The sequence below is a fragment of the Balneola sp. EhC07 genome, from assembly GCF_001650905.1.
Taxonomy (GTDB): domain Bacteria; phylum Bacteroidota; class Rhodothermia; order Balneolales; family Balneolaceae; genus Balneola.
In genome coordinates, this window is the sequence record NZ_LXYG01000016.1 from 67,711 (window position 1) to 82,744 (window position 15,034).

At 37.8% G+C, this 15,034-nt stretch carries 11 protein-coding genes; 6 read left to right on the plus strand and 5 right to left on the minus strand.

Annotated features, from left to right (window positions below; all coding sequences use genetic code 11):
• Window positions 1-47: 47 nt before the first annotated feature.
• The 3 genes from A8B79_RS07755 to mce all read right to left on the minus strand — a co-directional run bounded on the left by A8B79_RS07755 (window position 48) and on the right by mce (window position 2,552).
• Complete coding sequence (locus A8B79_RS07755) at window positions 48-1,118, minus strand: DUF2235 domain-containing protein (protein WP_066220534.1); 1,071 nt, start codon at window positions 1,116-1,118, stop codon at window positions 48-50.
• A gap of 247 nt (window positions 1,119-1,365) precedes the next feature.
• Complete coding sequence (locus A8B79_RS07760) at window positions 1,366-1,938, minus strand: hypothetical protein (RefSeq protein WP_066220537.1); 573 nt, start codon at window positions 1,936-1,938, stop codon at window positions 1,366-1,368.
• Window positions 1,939-2,153: 215 nt separating this feature from the next.
• Window positions 2,154-2,552: a methylmalonyl-CoA epimerase gene (mce, locus tag A8B79_RS07765; RefSeq protein ID WP_066220541.1), complete on the minus strand. Its 399-nt coding sequence runs from the start codon at window positions 2,550-2,552 to the stop codon at window positions 2,154-2,156.
• Between the two features lie 301 nt (window positions 2,553-2,853).
• Here mce and A8B79_RS07770 point away from each other — a divergent pair, with 301 nt between their 5' ends.
• The 3 genes from A8B79_RS07770 (at window position 2,854) to A8B79_RS07780 (ending at window position 7,239) form a co-directional block, all read left to right on the plus strand.
• Entirely contained in the window at window positions 2,854-4,440 is a 1,587-nt protein-coding gene (locus tag A8B79_RS07770; RefSeq protein WP_066220543.1) for a histidine kinase dimerization/phosphoacceptor domain -containing protein, read from the plus strand.
• Between the two features lie 112 nt (window positions 4,441-4,552).
• On the plus strand, window positions 4,553-5,635 hold the full coding sequence (locus tag A8B79_RS07775; RefSeq protein WP_066220545.1) for an AI-2E family transporter: 1,083 nt from the start codon (window positions 4,553-4,555) through the stop codon (window positions 5,633-5,635).
• An 86-nt stretch (window positions 5,636-5,721) separates the two neighbouring features.
• On the plus strand, window positions 5,722-7,239 hold the full coding sequence (locus tag A8B79_RS07780) for a M24 family metallopeptidase (RefSeq protein ID WP_082894110.1): 1,518 nt from the start codon (window positions 5,722-5,724) through the stop codon (window positions 7,237-7,239).
• Between the two features lie 36 nt (window positions 7,240-7,275).
• Here the strand turns inward: A8B79_RS07780 and polX are convergent, their stop codons facing one another.
• Both polX and A8B79_RS07790 read right to left on the minus strand, forming a co-directional pair.
• Complete coding sequence (gene polX / locus A8B79_RS07785) at window positions 7,276-9,033, minus strand: DNA polymerase/3'-5' exonuclease PolX (RefSeq protein WP_066220547.1); 1,758 nt, start codon at window positions 9,031-9,033, stop codon at window positions 7,276-7,278.
• Window positions 9,034-9,116: 83 nt separating this feature from the next.
• Window positions 9,117-9,890, minus strand: coding sequence for a S1 family peptidase (locus tag A8B79_RS07790; RefSeq protein WP_066220550.1), 774 nt, complete (start codon window positions 9,888-9,890; stop codon window positions 9,117-9,119).
• 147 nt (window positions 9,891-10,037) lie between these two features.
• Between A8B79_RS07790 and A8B79_RS07795 the strand changes: the two genes are divergently transcribed.
• The 3 genes from A8B79_RS07795 to A8B79_RS07805 all read left to right on the plus strand — a co-directional run bounded on the left by A8B79_RS07795 (window position 10,038) and on the right by A8B79_RS07805 (window position 15,032).
• Window positions 10,038-12,542 carry a M14 family metallopeptidase gene (locus tag A8B79_RS07795; protein WP_066220554.1) on the plus strand — a complete coding sequence of 835 codons (2,505 nt, stop codon included), beginning with the start codon at window positions 10,038-10,040 and terminating at the stop codon, window positions 12,540-12,542.
• A gap of 299 nt (window positions 12,543-12,841) precedes the next feature.
• Entirely contained in the window at window positions 12,842-13,831 is a 990-nt protein-coding gene (locus tag A8B79_RS07800; protein ID WP_066220555.1) for a hypothetical protein, read from the plus strand.
• On the plus strand, window positions 13,824-15,032 hold the full coding sequence (locus A8B79_RS07805; protein WP_066220557.1) for a hypothetical protein: 1,209 nt from the start codon (window positions 13,824-13,826) through the stop codon (window positions 15,030-15,032). Before A8B79_RS07800 ends, A8B79_RS07805 begins: the two co-directional genes overlap by 8 nt.
• Window positions 15,033-15,034: the final 2 nt, after the last annotated feature.

Here is a 15,034-nt window from a genome sequence, read left to right on the forward strand (position 1 = left end):
ATTAATCACTTATAGTCAAAAGTAGTTAAAATGATAGTTTAGAATTGCTAAGAGTCCAGAGGAGGAGTAATCACATAAGTGTGACTAGACCTTCTCTCGTACCTTGTTTGTGGTGTAGTTTTATTCGAAGTTTTTTCAATTCTTTTAAGCACCGATTCATGAATCTTTGCATTGTTTGGGATTTTACGCATATATTTTAAAAAAGAATATTTCCAGAAACCCTCTTTATGGGAAAGTCGTAGCTTTCCATGAGGGTTTGGCTTTAAATTTAATTTTTTCCAGTCAATTCTAAGTCCTTTGTTAACTGCATGACAAAGGATCCAATTTAATGCGATGTCCGATAACCCGGCATCTTCATAGCTTCCCCCTACATTACCGTGAACCCCTGCGAACCAAACCTGTTCAACTTCACCCTTCGCTCTCTTGATATCATCGCTATCCCACAATCGTGGATAGAAACACCAACGCTGTTCATCTATAGCAAGAGCATGGTAGGCATGCATTACATTTTTTCTGAGCCTAACATCATGAAAACAAAACAATCCTAGCTTTCTTGCCACCCTATTCCAAGAGTCCATAATTAGGCCAAGTGAATTTACAGTGTCCCAAACACCTATCAGATGAATACATCCTGAAATTGAGAACCTCTTTTTAAATTCGATGGCTATATTGTGTGAGCGCAAGTTGAACCTCCGGGAGCGCTTATAGACATCAAATACATAATCTACAACTCGATTAACTTCCCATTTCTTTCCACTATTTTCCCACTTATCTTTTTGCACTAATCCACAAGAATTTAATAGACCCGCCAAGCTTCTTGCTGTACAAGCGCCTCGACTGAATCCAAAAAGGAATACCTGATCACCCTCTTTGTAATTTTCTAAAAGTTGCGCATAACCCTCCCTCACATTCTCGTTCAGTCCGACCCCTATACCACCACCCAGAAATTTATCAATCAAACCTTGAGTTCCAACACCTTTATCATACCACTTGTGTTGTGAGCTATCATCGATGGTAGCTTCAAACAGCTTGCAAACATTTGTAGTCACAGCTGCATCTCCATCCCTCATAGCCGGATCGTTCCACGTCCCATCGAAGCATAAGACAATGTTTTTCATTTCTTAGTTTTTATTGAATCCAATTTTTAAGGACGGCTGTCTCATAAAGACTATCGTTAAATTAGCTGATTACCCAAAAATAAGCAGAATTATTTACTTATAGTCAACAGTGGTTAAGTGGTCAAATATGGGAAAACTTTTTTATGTGAGAAATAAAAACTGAATAGCCAGTCTACCCGAAATTATTTCCAAAGAACTTTTAGCAGAATTACGCCACTTGGCCACTATTCGGATTTGAAACAACGACCTAATTCTTTATCGGTTTCCCATTTAATAAGACTGGTATAGCAGGAATCTTTCCGAGTGTATTCCCACTTGTGAAAATGTGGATATTTTTCAAAATATCTAATGCTTTTGGATCTCTAATTTCACCTAATATTATTCCACCATTATTTGTTAAAGAAGTCAAGAGGCTTCTATATTTTGCTGTGATCTCATCCTTTTCTATTTGAAGTGAAATTGAACTTAAATCTTCCTTAAAAACTATTTTAAAGATGTATGAGCTATCAGCCTGTTTTTCATAGGTTATAGATTGAACGTTTTCTTCAAATATTGGTACCTGTACTGCATTTTTTCTTTTTATATCAAGAGCGTCATAAGCTTCAACATAGGTTGAATCTATCATATCTGGATTAGTCTCAGGATTATGAAAGAAACATAATCTATAGGTGAAAAGTGACCACCACACACCTCGATCTTGAGCTATCTTGTCATTACAATATTCAAAAGTCTTTTCAGCTATGGTAAGCTCTTCCTGAGCGTAAGAAATTTTGAAAGCCAATAAGCCAATTAATAGTATCCCAATAATATTTTTTCTCATAAGCTATTTATTTACTTTGCTAAATCTAAGGCAAAAAAAATAAATCTAAAAAAGAGAAAGCAACACCTTCTCTTTCGGAGCTTACAAAGCTCCATTCAACTCAGCCTTTTTCCTTTTAGAAGTAGATTTGGCTTTCTTGACCACTACGCCACGCCCCGAATCAGACAGATAAGGCTCCAAAGATACATAACGATTTATGCAAAACTCAATCAAGATTATGACTTGGTTTGGCAAAGTTCGATCAAAACTCCGTGATTATCTTTGGGATGAACAAAAGCCACGAGCTTGTTATCGGCACCATCTTTGGGTTGCTCGTTAAGGACGGTAAATCCTTCTTGCCTGAGGCGATCCAGCTCCGAATGGATATCCTGCACTTCAAACGCAACGTGGTGAATACCTTCTCCCTTTTTCTCGATGTATTTATTGATGACCGAATCCGGCGCTGTGCCACCAAGCAATTCAACCTTTGATTCTCCGGTATTAAAAAAGGCTGTTTCTACCTTCTCACTATCAACGACTTCCCTTTTATCGCAGCTGCGATTTAAAATCTTCTCATAGGTTTTAACAGCTGATTCCAGGTCTTTTACAGCAATACCGATATGGTCTATATGCATAACTCAAACTTTTAATTTCATACAAAGTAGGTATTCGTCATTTTAATTTCGAGTGAAATTAAACAGAAAAAATTACTCAAGAGTTTTTAAGACAACGCTGCTTTTTTCGTTGATGCATTTCCTAAAATTCTAAAACCTGTACAACCCCAAGGAGTTACGTTTATTTTTTGTAGCTTTTTACCTGAAGATTTTATTTACTGTTAGTTCATTTCGTCAAATTCTTTTCGGGTTAAAAAGGCCAATTATTTAAGTAGCGCGGCTTTAGAACGATAAAGTGATCAATTGACATTGTTTACAAATTATGTGGAAACCAATACACCTGGATTTTATTCTTGGGAGGTACGAACCATTCGACAAGCGCGTAATCGTTGTTCTGATTGGCTGGATACTTTTGATTTCCGGAACCATCTGGTTTTCACTGAATAATTTACCTTCAGACTGGATCGATCCCGGTGGGAATAAAAATGAACTTTTGAAAATTTTCATTCTTAACCCATCAATGATTATAGGTTTATTATTGCTGTTCTGGTTCGGTTTCGAATGGTCATTTATAGTTGTGTTCTTGTCAATGTTCATTATCGGAGTATTCAGTAGTCTGGATCCTTTTTGGGCTATATTATTCGGGCTGTCATTCACATTCACTCTTTCAATTTATGCTATCGTTTATCACTGTTTGAATTTTTCTTATCAGTTAAGATCAGTGAGTAGTATCGTTTTATATGTGGGGACATCCTTTGTGGCATCTACCGCCAGCTCTCTTGGAACATTTATATGGAGCCTGGAGCATGATTTAAATGCATCAGAAACCATTTATATGTGGAATGGTTGGTGGTCAGGTTCTTTTCTTCAAACTGTTTTTATAATAGCTCCGATTTTATATATCTGTTCACCGGCTCTTGAAAGATGGAAAGAGAAAACCTTCGAATTTCCGGAAAAGAAAGAAGTTTCTACAAAATGGATCTACAGCACAGTTATTTTGATAACAGTTGTGATCTCGGTTTTTATCTTTTCAGGTGATTATCTCGCCAAAAAGAGGATCGCAGAACAGGTACACACAATGAAAACCCTGACCAGTGAAGCAATTATAAGTTCGATAGAGTCATTCGGTATCATTACTTGGGTTTCTATTTGGATCGTATTTTGTGTGGGGATTGGGGCTGTGTTTGTAATTACCAGCTGGAATACGGAATTAAAAAAGAAAGTAGAAGAGCGGACGGGATCTCTTACTATTGCTGAAGAACGTTTAAAAGAGTCTCTTTCTGAAAAGGAAACCTTGCTGAACGAGATCCATCACAGAGTGAAGAATAATCTCGCAGTTGTAATTGCACTACTTGATCTGCAGCGAATGAGGAATACTGATCCTGGAATCATAAAAGTACTTGATGATGCCAAATCCAGAATTAAGTCGATGGGTTTTGTGCACGAAACATTATACCAAACGGAAGACTTTGCTAATGTTGAATTTTCAGAATATTTGGATCGGCTTTGTCATTCCCTTGAAGCAACTCTAAAAACTCCTGATAAAGAGATAAATATTGTTCATGATTGTGATAAAATAAGTCTTCCGATTCAAAAAGCTATTCCTTTAGGTTTGCTTATAAACGAAATAATAGTGAATTCTTATAAGCATGCATTTAAGGAATTGAATGAGGGGACTGTTAGTTTGAGCCTGAACAAAACAGGTGATGAGTACTTTTTGGAAATAAAAGATAACGGTGTGGGATTTTCCAATCTTGAAAAACCAGGCAAAGACTCCAAAAGTCTGGGTATGAAATTAATTAAAACCCTGACTAAGCAACTTCGGGGCAATCTGGATTTGCATTCGGAATATGGAGATACGAGTTTTAGGCTTAAGTTTTCTTTGGAGAACCAACCTCAGGACGGTTAGGAAGATAATTCGAAGAAATCTCTGTTTGTAAACCATGTGCAAAATATGGATTTTCATGATCATGATAGTGCTATGCAAGAAATCACTAAGAAATTCTCAATATCTTATCTAAATGAAACACCACTCACCCGCACCTGCTTCAAAAGATAAACATCCTTTTTGGCTGAAGTCCTCGGTTACTTTAATAGGATTATCACTTCTGTTTGTAATTTTGAGCTACGGAAAATTCATTCTGATGCCTCTGGCTTTTGCAGCCTTTATTTCGATGCTGTTAAATCCGATTGTCAACAAGCTGGAAAGCTGGAAGCTGGGAAGGGCTTTCAGCATTATCTTGACTTTATTGCTTGTTGTAATCGTATTCAGTGGAATTGTGACTTTGATCTCAGCACAATTCGTTCAATTTTCTGAGCGAATCCCGGAAGTAACTGATAGACTCAAATCTGTTACTGCTGAAGGTGTTCAATTCTTAGAAGAAACAGTAGGTATTTCGGAAGAAGAGCGAACCGATTACTTAGAACAAGGTCTCAGCAACCTGATCGATAAAAGCGGACAATATCTGGGTTCTGTTGTAAGCGCAACCACCAGTGCTTTCACGCTGATGTCGCTGCTCCCCATATTCATTTTCTTTATGCTGTATTACAAAGAGATGTACCAAACCTTTTTCAGGAAGTTGTTTGAACGTAAAGAAGGCAATTCTATGATCGATGGTGTGCTGGATAATGTACAGGAGGTCACCCAAAACTATCTGGTTGGCATGCTTACCGTAATAGGTATTCTGGCAGTGTTGAATACCACCGGTTTATTGTTGATCGGGTTAGAACATGCCATTTTCTTTGGAGTGTTTGCGTCATTACTTGCCGTAATTCCTTATATCGGCATTATTATCGGAGCGTTGCCGCCGCTATTATTCGCATTTTTGTTGGGAGATTCTTTACTGACACCATTATTAGTGATTGCTGTTTTCGGAACGGTTCAGTTTCTGGAGGGCAACTTCATCACTCCAAGAATTGTGGGGTCCAAAGTGGCTATAAATCCTTTTATGGCAATGTTGGCGTTGATCATTGGTGGAGAACTATGGGGAATTTCCGGAATGATCCTTTTTGTGCCGCTGATTGGAATTCTTCGTGTGATCTTTGAGCAAATTGAAGAACTGAAACCGTACGGGTATTTGCTGGGGAACAGAATTGAATACTAACCCGTATGGCTTTGCTTATTATTAGATTTTAATTACAATGCCTCATCTTATTATTAAAAAAGAAAACTAACTCCGGGTTTATTATTATGAAATCACCCTTTTATTCCAAGGCTGTTCCAGCCGTTTCGTTCTGTATAACTATTATTTTGGGTTTCGTTATTCAAACAAATGCTCAGGCACAAGATACCTGGCATTCTTCTACAAAAGATGAAGACAGACCGCTTTTCACGGAACACTTTGGTCCGGAGGAGTTTGCAGAAAGAAGAGCAAAGGTCTATGATGAAATCGGAGAAAGTTCTATAGCTGTGCTTCAGGGGGCACCAAGTCCTGAGGGGTATCATCACTTCAGACAGTACAATGAGTTTTATTATTTGTCCGGAATGGAGTCTCCTGATGCATATCTGATTTTGGATGGAAGCAGCAGAACAGCCACGATATATTTGTACGATCGAAAAAGCGGGCGCGAATATGGAGAGGGAAAAATACTTTCATTTGAAGATGCAGAGCTAGTGAAAGAGTTATCCGGAATTGAGGCTGTTGGGTCTTATTCTACTTTAAAAGAGCATTTAAAATCTTACAACGACAACAAGCAGATAGAAAATATATATACTCCTTTCAGTCCGTACGAAGGTTTGGGAATGACCAGAGGCATGGCAAGACGCGCTTTGAATGATGTTAAAGAAAACCCTTTGGATACAAGACCTGCTAGACATGAGAATTTTATAAACGAACTAAAAAAGGCGTCATCTGATCTGGCTGTAAATGATCTAGACCCTGTTATTGATGAGCTGAGAAAGATCAAAAGCCCTAAGGAAATAGAGCTGATTAGAAGATCTACAAGATTGCAGGCAGAAGTGATCATGGAATCAATGAGGTCAACAGAAGTTGGAATTAAGCCTTATGAACTTGAAGGAGTTGCAAACTATATATACTGGACTCAGAATATTCAGGGACCTGCCTACTATGCTCTTATCCATTTTGGTCCGGACGCTTATATGAATCATTATCACGGAAGCGTTAGAGCCGCAAAAGATGGAGATATGATCTTAATGGATTACGGTGCCTATGACAGATATTATTCCAGTGATCTGGGACGGATGTGGCCTGCAAACGGGATTTTTAATCCGGTTCAGAGAGAATTGTACACTTTCTATTTGAGAATTTATGAGGCTATTTTGAAGAATATAAAGATCGGTTTAACGCCACAGGAAGTAATGAAAAAAGCTGTGGTTGAAATGGATAATATTCTTGAAACAACAACTTTTTCTAAACCGCTTTTTAAAACCCGTGCTACAGAATTTGTTAATTCATACAAAGAGAGATCTAAAAGCCCAAGAATGTCACTTGGGCATGGTGTTGGTATGTCGGTTCATGATGTAGGAGATTACAGTGCACCGTTAGAGGAAGGAATGGTTTTTGTTATAGAACCACAATTCAGAGTGCCTGAAGAAAAGATATACATCAGGCTTGAAGATATGATAGTGGTTACAAAAAATGGCGTAGAGGTAATAAGCGACTACCTACCACGAGATATTGAAAGCATCGAAAAGATCATGCAAGAAGAAGGATTATTACAGAAGTTTCCTGTTTCAATCGACAATTAATAACTGCCACGGTTAGAAAAATAAATCAATAGTGGTTTATTTCGCCTGGAAAAAATTCAGTACTTCTTCAGCGCTTTTTGTATTCAGGACACGTTCTTTTTCGTATTTACCTTTGCGGGCAATTCGGGTTCCATATTTCATCAGGTCGATGCCATCAATAGTGTGAGCATCGGGATTTACAGAAGTCATCAACCCAACTTCTTTGGCTTTGTTTCCGAACTTCCAGTCTAAGTCTAATCGTCGGGGATTGGCATTGATCTCGATAGCAGTGTTATGCTCTGCTGCCAAGGCAACCAATTCGTTCAGGTCGATCTTACTTTCTTCTCTTTTAAGAAGTAATCGTCCGGTTGGATGACCGATCATTCGTGTGTATGGATTTTTGATCGCATTTCTAAACCGCTCCATCATTTTCTTTTCGGGCATTTCTAACGATTGATGAACGGAAGCGATTATAAAATCAAATCCTTCCAGAATATCATCTTCATAATCCAGACTTCCATCGGCCAGAATATCAGATTCGATTCCTTTAAAGATCACAAAGTTTGTCCCTGACGATTTAAACCCTTCGTTCAATGCATCAATTTCATCCCATTGTTGCTTTACTTCATCCGGTTTTAATCCACCGGCGTAAGCTGCTGTTTGGGAGTGATCAGTAATTCCTAAATATTCATAACCTCTTTCTATACAGGCTTCCGCCATTTCTTTGATGGAAAACTTCCCATCACTCCAGGTACTGTGAGCATGGATTACTCCACGAATATCATCGTCCGTTACAAGGTCGATCTCTTTATGAGTTTCAAAGATCTCAAATTCACCACGATCTTCACGTAATTCCGGAGGCACAAAATTCAGATCTAATAATTTATAGATATCCGATTCGGTTTTGAATTCCTGAGGAGCCTCCCAATTGGTTTCACCGTCTTCTTTGAGCTTATATAAACCATATTCATTCAAACTCATCCCTTTATTTCTGGCACGAGATCGCAGCTCTACATTATGTTCCTTACTTCCGGTGAAGTACATCAAAGCAGCGGCAAAGTTTTCCGGTTTAACGATCCGAAGATCAACCTGTCGCCCATCTGTAGTTCGAACAGAGCTTTTGGTATCTCCTTTTCCAAGTATCTCTGTTACTCTTCCGTGATTGGTGAATACTTCGAATAATCCCGGGATATGCTTTTCATCCGCGGCAATCAGAATATCAATATCCCCGATGGTTTCTTTGGACCGACGCAGCGACCCAGCCACTTCAATTTGTTGAACTCCTTCCAGATCTTTTAAGCTGGCAAAAATATCATCAGCAATTTTTTGAGCTTCATCCAGTCGGCATCGCTCATCATATTTTTCCATCCATTCGATAGACTTCTGAATTTTCTCTGCTGATTTTCCACCTAATCCCGGTAGTTTTGCAAGTTCACCGTTATTGATCAGTTCCTTCAATTCTTCAATTTCAGTAATGCCAAAGGTCTCATGAATTTTGAGGATGTTCTTTGGACCCAATCCTGAAATTTCAGTCCATTTCAAAAGTCCCGGCGGAATCTTTTCACGAAAAGCTTCCAGTACCGGCATTTTTCCAGTTTCATCGTAAGCGTAAATATCTTCAGCAATGGATTTTCCGATTCCTTTAATATCAGTCAGGTTCTTATTGTTGATGTACTCGTTGATATCTTCGCTCATTCCATCCACAGTGAGAGCAGCTTTGTCAAAGGCGATGGCCTTAAAGCGATTCTCTCCTGCCAATTGCATGAGTTGGAAAACTTCTCTGAGTTTGGAGGCGATGTCTTGATTGCTGGGCATATCTTTCAATTTCTTTTGCCACGGAAGCACAAAAACACAAAATTTGTTTTATAGCTTTTGCGATATGGCGTTTTAGTGACTGACTATTGGTTCAGATCAATATCGTTGTTTTTTAATTCGGTCTCAATCCAATCTGTAAATTCAGAAACTCTTGTGTAGAATTCATACACATTATACACGCCTTCCGGTTTTCCCATTCCTCTGCCATTTTGATGTGAGCTTACACCAATTATATATGCCTGTTCGCTATCAAACCAGAGAGCCGGTCCTCCGCTATCACCCGGTCCGCTGATCCCTTCTAACGGCAATGCATCTTCTGAATCAGGAGCATCAAACGTAAACCGAATAAAACCGTCGTCTCGAGCTCCATCTACTCTGTTCTGAGCAGCGCGCATTTTCCGGTCTTTGTTGATCGAGCCTTCAACCATTCCTTTATCGCCGGTGCCTGCCCATCCTGTTCCTGCAAAAATGATCTCCTTGCCAACTTCGTCATTATTGTAATAGAGTTTTGCCAGCTCAACACCGGGAACATCTTCTTCCAGAATAATGATGGCGATGTCGTTGGCAATGCTTCTGCTCATATCGAATTCCGGATGATTAATGATCTTTTTAATATCGTATTTAATTCCATCAACGGTCACATCATCTCCAATTTGTGGAACAGAAGCAACATGAGCTGCAGTAATGATCACATTCGGAAGAATGAAAGTTCCGCATCCTGCATTAAGCCTGATCGCAGAGCCGGCATAATTTTCAGCTAAAGCAATGTATTCGGATTCGTCTACATCATGTCGCATTATTATTTCAGGGCTAAATCCCGAAAAGAAGAAAAAGATAAGGGCTGATCGTAAAAGCATAATTACTGATTGTATTAAGATTTCCGTAAAAGTTATTCAAAAGAGTTGTTCAAAGGAAAAGTAAACTGTAAAATCCATCTTAAATAAAATTTAACTGCAAAATTGGTTAGCTCACTGCAAATTCTCACTAAATTTAAATTTACAGACATGAACCGAATTCTAAAATCCTTCATATTTCTATTAATTTTATCTACCTCTGCATTTGCACAGCTACGATCTCCTGCAGAATTTTTGGGATACGAGCTTGGAGAACAATGGACCCCACATCATAAAGTTTATGCATATTTTCAGCATGTGGCTGAGAATTCTGATATGGTCGAAATCGAAAAATATGGCGAAACCTACGAAGGAAGAGAGCTTATAATAGTAACCGTTTCTTCTGTTGAAAATCAGAATCGCTCTGAGGAGATAAGAACAAATAATTTGAAACGAGTTGGCTTTTTGGATGGAGAACCATCAGCCGATAAAACACCCATAGTTTGGTTAAGCTACAACGTTCATGGGAATGAAACATCATCCAGCGAAGCAGCTTTAAATACGATCTATAAGTTGATCACAGAAAAGAGTAACTGGCTGAATGATGTAATGGTTGTGATGGACCCGATGATCAATCCTGATGGAAGAGACCGATATGTATACTGGAATAAATCTGTTACAGGCAAAGAACCCAATGTAAATCCGGAATCCCGTGAGCATAGCGAGCCGTGGCCGGGAGGGAGAACCAATCACTACTATTTTGATCTGAACAGAGATTGGGCTTGGCAAACACAGGTAGAAACTCAGTACAGAATTCAAACTTATCTTTCCTGGATGCCTCATGTACATGTAGATTTTCATGAGCAGGGTTTCAACAGTCCGTATTATTTTGCTCCTGCTGCCAGACCATATCATACCGCTATTACCGATTGGCAAAGTGAGTATCAAACGATGATCGGTAAAAATCATGCAAAATATTTTGATCAGGAAAACTGGCTGTATTTCACTAAAGAGTTTTTTGATTTGTTCTACCCTAGTTACGGTGATACCTGGCCAACATTTAACGGCGCTATTGGAATGACCTACGAACAAGCGGGCCATAGCAGAGGTGGGCTTGGAGTTAGAACAGCTGAAGGAGATACGTTAAGACTTTGGGACAGATTGACTCATCATTCAACCACAGGTCTTTCTACCGTGGAGATTACTGCTCAAAACAAGGAAAGAGTTGTAGATGAATTTTCGAACTATTTTCAGCAAACAAGAGAAAATGGTGCAGGGGAATACAAGACATTCATAGTTAAGAAATCCAGCAATCCTGATAAAGTTGCGAGTTTACTGCAATATTTGATCAAGCAAAATATCCAGTTTGGAGAAGCAGCAAGTAACTCCCGAATGGAGGGTTATGATTATTCAACAGGTGAAACAGGCAGAGTAAATATCGAAGAAGGTGATTATGTAATAAGTACTTTTCAGCCTCAGGGAACTTTGGTAAGAGTTTTATTCGAGCCAAAACCTGAATTGGAAGATTCTCTAACCTATGACATCACAGCTTGGGAAACTCATTATGCTTATGGACTGGAAGGTTTTGCTGTTAAAGGAAATGTTAACCAACAGCCTGTTTCCAGCAGAACAACAGGAATGGTGTCGGCAAATGTGAATAAACCATACGCATATCTGGCCAAGTGGAATTCTTTAAATGATCTGAAATATTTGGCAGCGCTTCTTAAAAAAGGAATAAACGCTCGCTATGCTGAACAACCTTTTACGATGAATGGAAATAAGTATGAAGCAGGAACGCTTGTTATTACAAGAAACGGCAATGAAAAATTGGGCGATGATTTTGATGAGATCGTAAAGAAAACAGCAGATGAACTTGGCCGATTTATAACTCCTGTTGCCACCGGATTTGTAAACTCAGGAAAAGACTTCGGATCATCTTCAGTAAAGTTTTTAACCGCTCCGAAAGTTGGTTTAATAGCGGGTGAAGGAACAAGCTCAAATATGGTAGGTCATATCTGGCATTATTTTGATCAACAGATCGATTACCCGGTAAATCTTATCAACAGAGATGATATTGGATATATAGACTGGCATGAATATGACGTTATGATCATGCCTTCAGGATCTTACGGAAGAACTTTCGATGAAGACGGACTCAATGATCTGAAGGAGTGGATAAGAGGGGGAGGAACCTTGATCGCAGTTGAAGGAGCAAACGGGTTTTTAGCCGGTAAAGATGGATTCAATCTTAAAAGAAAATCTTCAGACAACGATGACGATAAGAAAGACGAAGATCCGAATGATAAATTGAAAAAGTATGGTGAATCAGGCAGGGCATCCGCATCTCGTCTAAACGCAGGTTCCATTTTTGAATTAACCATGGATAATACACACCCTTTAGCTTTTGGGTATGGCGAAACCTATATGTCGCTAAAACTTGGTTCTGCAGGTTATGAGTATTTAGAAAATGGCTGGAATGTAGGAGCGGCCAAAGCCGGTGCTGTAAGGAGTGGTTTTGTAGGGGCCGATGCAAAAGAAAATCTTGAAAACACGCTTTCATTCGGAGTGCAGAACATGGGCAGTGGAAAAGTGGTCTATATGATAGATAATCCACTTTACAGAGGTTTTTGGCATAATGGTAAGCTGTTATTTGGTAACGCTTTGTTTTTTAATTAATAACAATATATTACCTGCTAAATCAACTATCAGGAATTCTTACTAAGCTTATACATATTGGTTTTTGTTTACTGACAATTTTATTTGCCGGTTGTGGAGATATTTTTGAGAATTGTACAGAGCTAAATAACGATTTTAACTATATAGTACTGGTTAATTCGGAGACCTCTAAGTTTGAGATTAAAGATCTAGACGAAGAAAATAAGACTGTTTCTTATGGTATAGACGATTATACAACCGAACAACTTTCGAACGATAAATTACTCCTGAAATCTGCAGAAAGAAGTTACATTTTAGATTTGAAGTCTTTAGAAATAAGCGAATCACTTGAGCCAGATCGGTATAATTCTGAAGAGATTTTAGTGAGCCCGAACTCATCCATGAATGATTTGCTGATAACTAATTCGAATTATGGCACCTTTAGTTATTCAGATTCCATTTCATTTCCTGTCAATGCGTTAGAGTCAAGTATATTAGGGATGGGAGAATCAGGGCAACTAAATAAACCTGTTTTATCATTAAAGGCATTCAGAGATGACAAGAATAAAGTTGTAATACCTAAGTTAAGATTTCCTGTTAAATCGTTTCTTAATAATAAGGAGGGTATAATTGCTTTTCTGGATGAAGAAATAAAGATTGTTTCAGCAGATAGTGCTGAGAATAACTTCTACGTGAATAGCTTTTATTTTAGTAGAAAAATAGTGCTAATGGATGAGCACACTTCTGAAGTTAAAGAAGTCTTGATCGAGCTTGGTGATAATTCTCAACAATATGACAATATTGATAATCTCTTTTTTTCAGCAAATCAGGAAAGGTTAGTGTTTCAAGAGCAAAACAATGTGGTTGTTGTGAATTTGGTAACAGGAGAAATGAAAACTATTGAAAACAGACGTGCTCCAACCGTTTCTCCGAATGGAATTCTTTTCTCTTACTATGGCAATAACGGACTCTCATTATATAATTCGGACACTAACATTGAGGAAGACCTGCAAATCTATTCTGCATATAATAGTTATTCATTAAAAAATAAATCTGACTTTTCAGCTAATTCAGATAAGCTTTTATATCCAATTATAGAATGGGATAATGAGATTCAAAGGCTAAAGTTTGAGGAATTGAGCCTGAGTGGAGAAGAAGAGGGTAAAGTTGAAACTATATTCGATCTTGAAAAAATATTTTCTACTAAAAATAAAGACAGAACATACATTACTGTAAGTCGACCAGCTTATATTAACGATTCTGAATTTATATTTTTAGTTAATTACAAAGAGGCAAGGTATTGTGATTAACAGCAGAGCAGCTCTTATAATATTTATTTCGGTTTCACTTTTGTTTGTGTACTCATGCGGCTGTCCTGATTATGAAGATTACGGAACCGAATCAATTGTTTTAGAACTTAAAATTGATGTGTCTAATTCATATTGGAATGAAATCCTGAAAACTTCTGATCATAATCATTATTACTCAAGAGATAATTCCACAGATTTAGATTACGAATCAAAAAATGGATTGATAATTAATAACAATTGGGTTTTTGATCTCAATTCTAAAAACATCTTTGAAATTCCTGAGACATATCAAGAATGTGAAACAATGAATAGTAAAAGAGCTTTGCTCTGCACTATTACTGAGCCTCTTGAAGTAAGCAATTCATATTCTGACACTGATGTAACAGCTCAGGAGGGGCTTTCATTATTGGTTGAGATAAAACTTGATGAAAGCGCTTATAGTTTTAAGCCCGTTTCTATTGATACCTTAGAAGTTCGATCTGCAAATTTTATTAGTAAAAACAGATATAAGATTTCAAGAATTTATAAACCCTCTTCAGAACAAGAAACCGTATTTTTCCAGGTCAGCCATCAAACCCGAGAAGTGGTGACGGATTCCTCAGAGGCTGTTATAAATGACTTTGTTTTCTATCAGGAAATAGAACAATATAAACGCACAGATAGTAACGTTACCTTAATTGCAAGTTATGGTTCTGTTGAAAGCACAATAGAAGGTCTTGATTTTGATCATTCAAACTCATCGAACGTTTTTGTGTATTCAAAAAATGATACGATCTATTTTGTACAAGAAGATGGGAATACCGAGAAAATTGCAGAAGGAACATTGCCTGAAATATTTGAAAACGATGGGTATATACTCTTCAAAAACATAGATGGCGGAGTTTCATTTTTTGAGTTACAATCTAAAAAAGTTGAAAATTTAAGTGATAATAACTCAATAAATTCACTGGCCATCGATGAAAATAATGATCTGCTTTTTTATGTCAACCAAGATTATGATTTGATCTCTTATGACTATCAAACTCAATCAAAAACCATATTGGCGTCATTGAAATCATACATTCTTGAAAGAGAAAAAAGTGAAGGCAGCGGATATTATTATGATTTAATTAATCCTAAAGTTTTTCTGGATAATGAAAACCCTGAACTCATTAGAGTTATTTCCAAAGGTAGTTATTCGATTTTTATCGCGTGTGGATAAAT

Bases quoted from the DNA above. Each gene is read 5' to 3' on its own strand.
- A8B79_RS07760 (WP_066220537.1), bottom strand. From the start codon at position 1,938: ATGAGAAAAAATATTATTGGGATACTATTAATTGGCTTATTGGCTTTC.
- mce (WP_066220541.1), bottom strand. From the start codon at position 2,552: ATGCATATAGACCATATCGGTATTGCTGTAAAAGACCTGGAATCAGCT.
- A8B79_RS07795 (WP_066220554.1), top strand. From the start codon at position 10,038: ATGAACCGAATTCTAAAATCCTTCATATTTCTATTAATTTTATCTACC.
- polX (WP_066220547.1), bottom strand. From the start codon at position 9,033: ATGCCCAGCAATCAAGACATCGCCTCCAAACTCAGAGAAGTTTTCCAA.
- A8B79_RS07775 (WP_066220545.1), top strand. From the start codon at position 4,553: ATGAAACACCACTCACCCGCACCTGCTTCAAAAGATAAACATCCTTTT.
- A8B79_RS07790 (WP_066220550.1), bottom strand. From the start codon at position 9,890: ATGCTTTTACGATCAGCCCTTATCTTTTTCTTCTTTTCGGGATTTAGC.
- A8B79_RS07780 (WP_082894110.1), top strand. From the start codon at position 5,722: ATGAAATCACCCTTTTATTCCAAGGCTGTTCCAGCCGTTTCGTTCTGT.
- A8B79_RS07770 (WP_066220543.1), top strand. From the start codon at position 2,854: ATGTGGAAACCAATACACCTGGATTTTATTCTTGGGAGGTACGAACCA.
- A8B79_RS07755 (WP_066220534.1), bottom strand. From the start codon at position 1,118: ATGAAAAACATTGTCTTATGCTTCGATGGGACGTGGAACGATCCGGCT.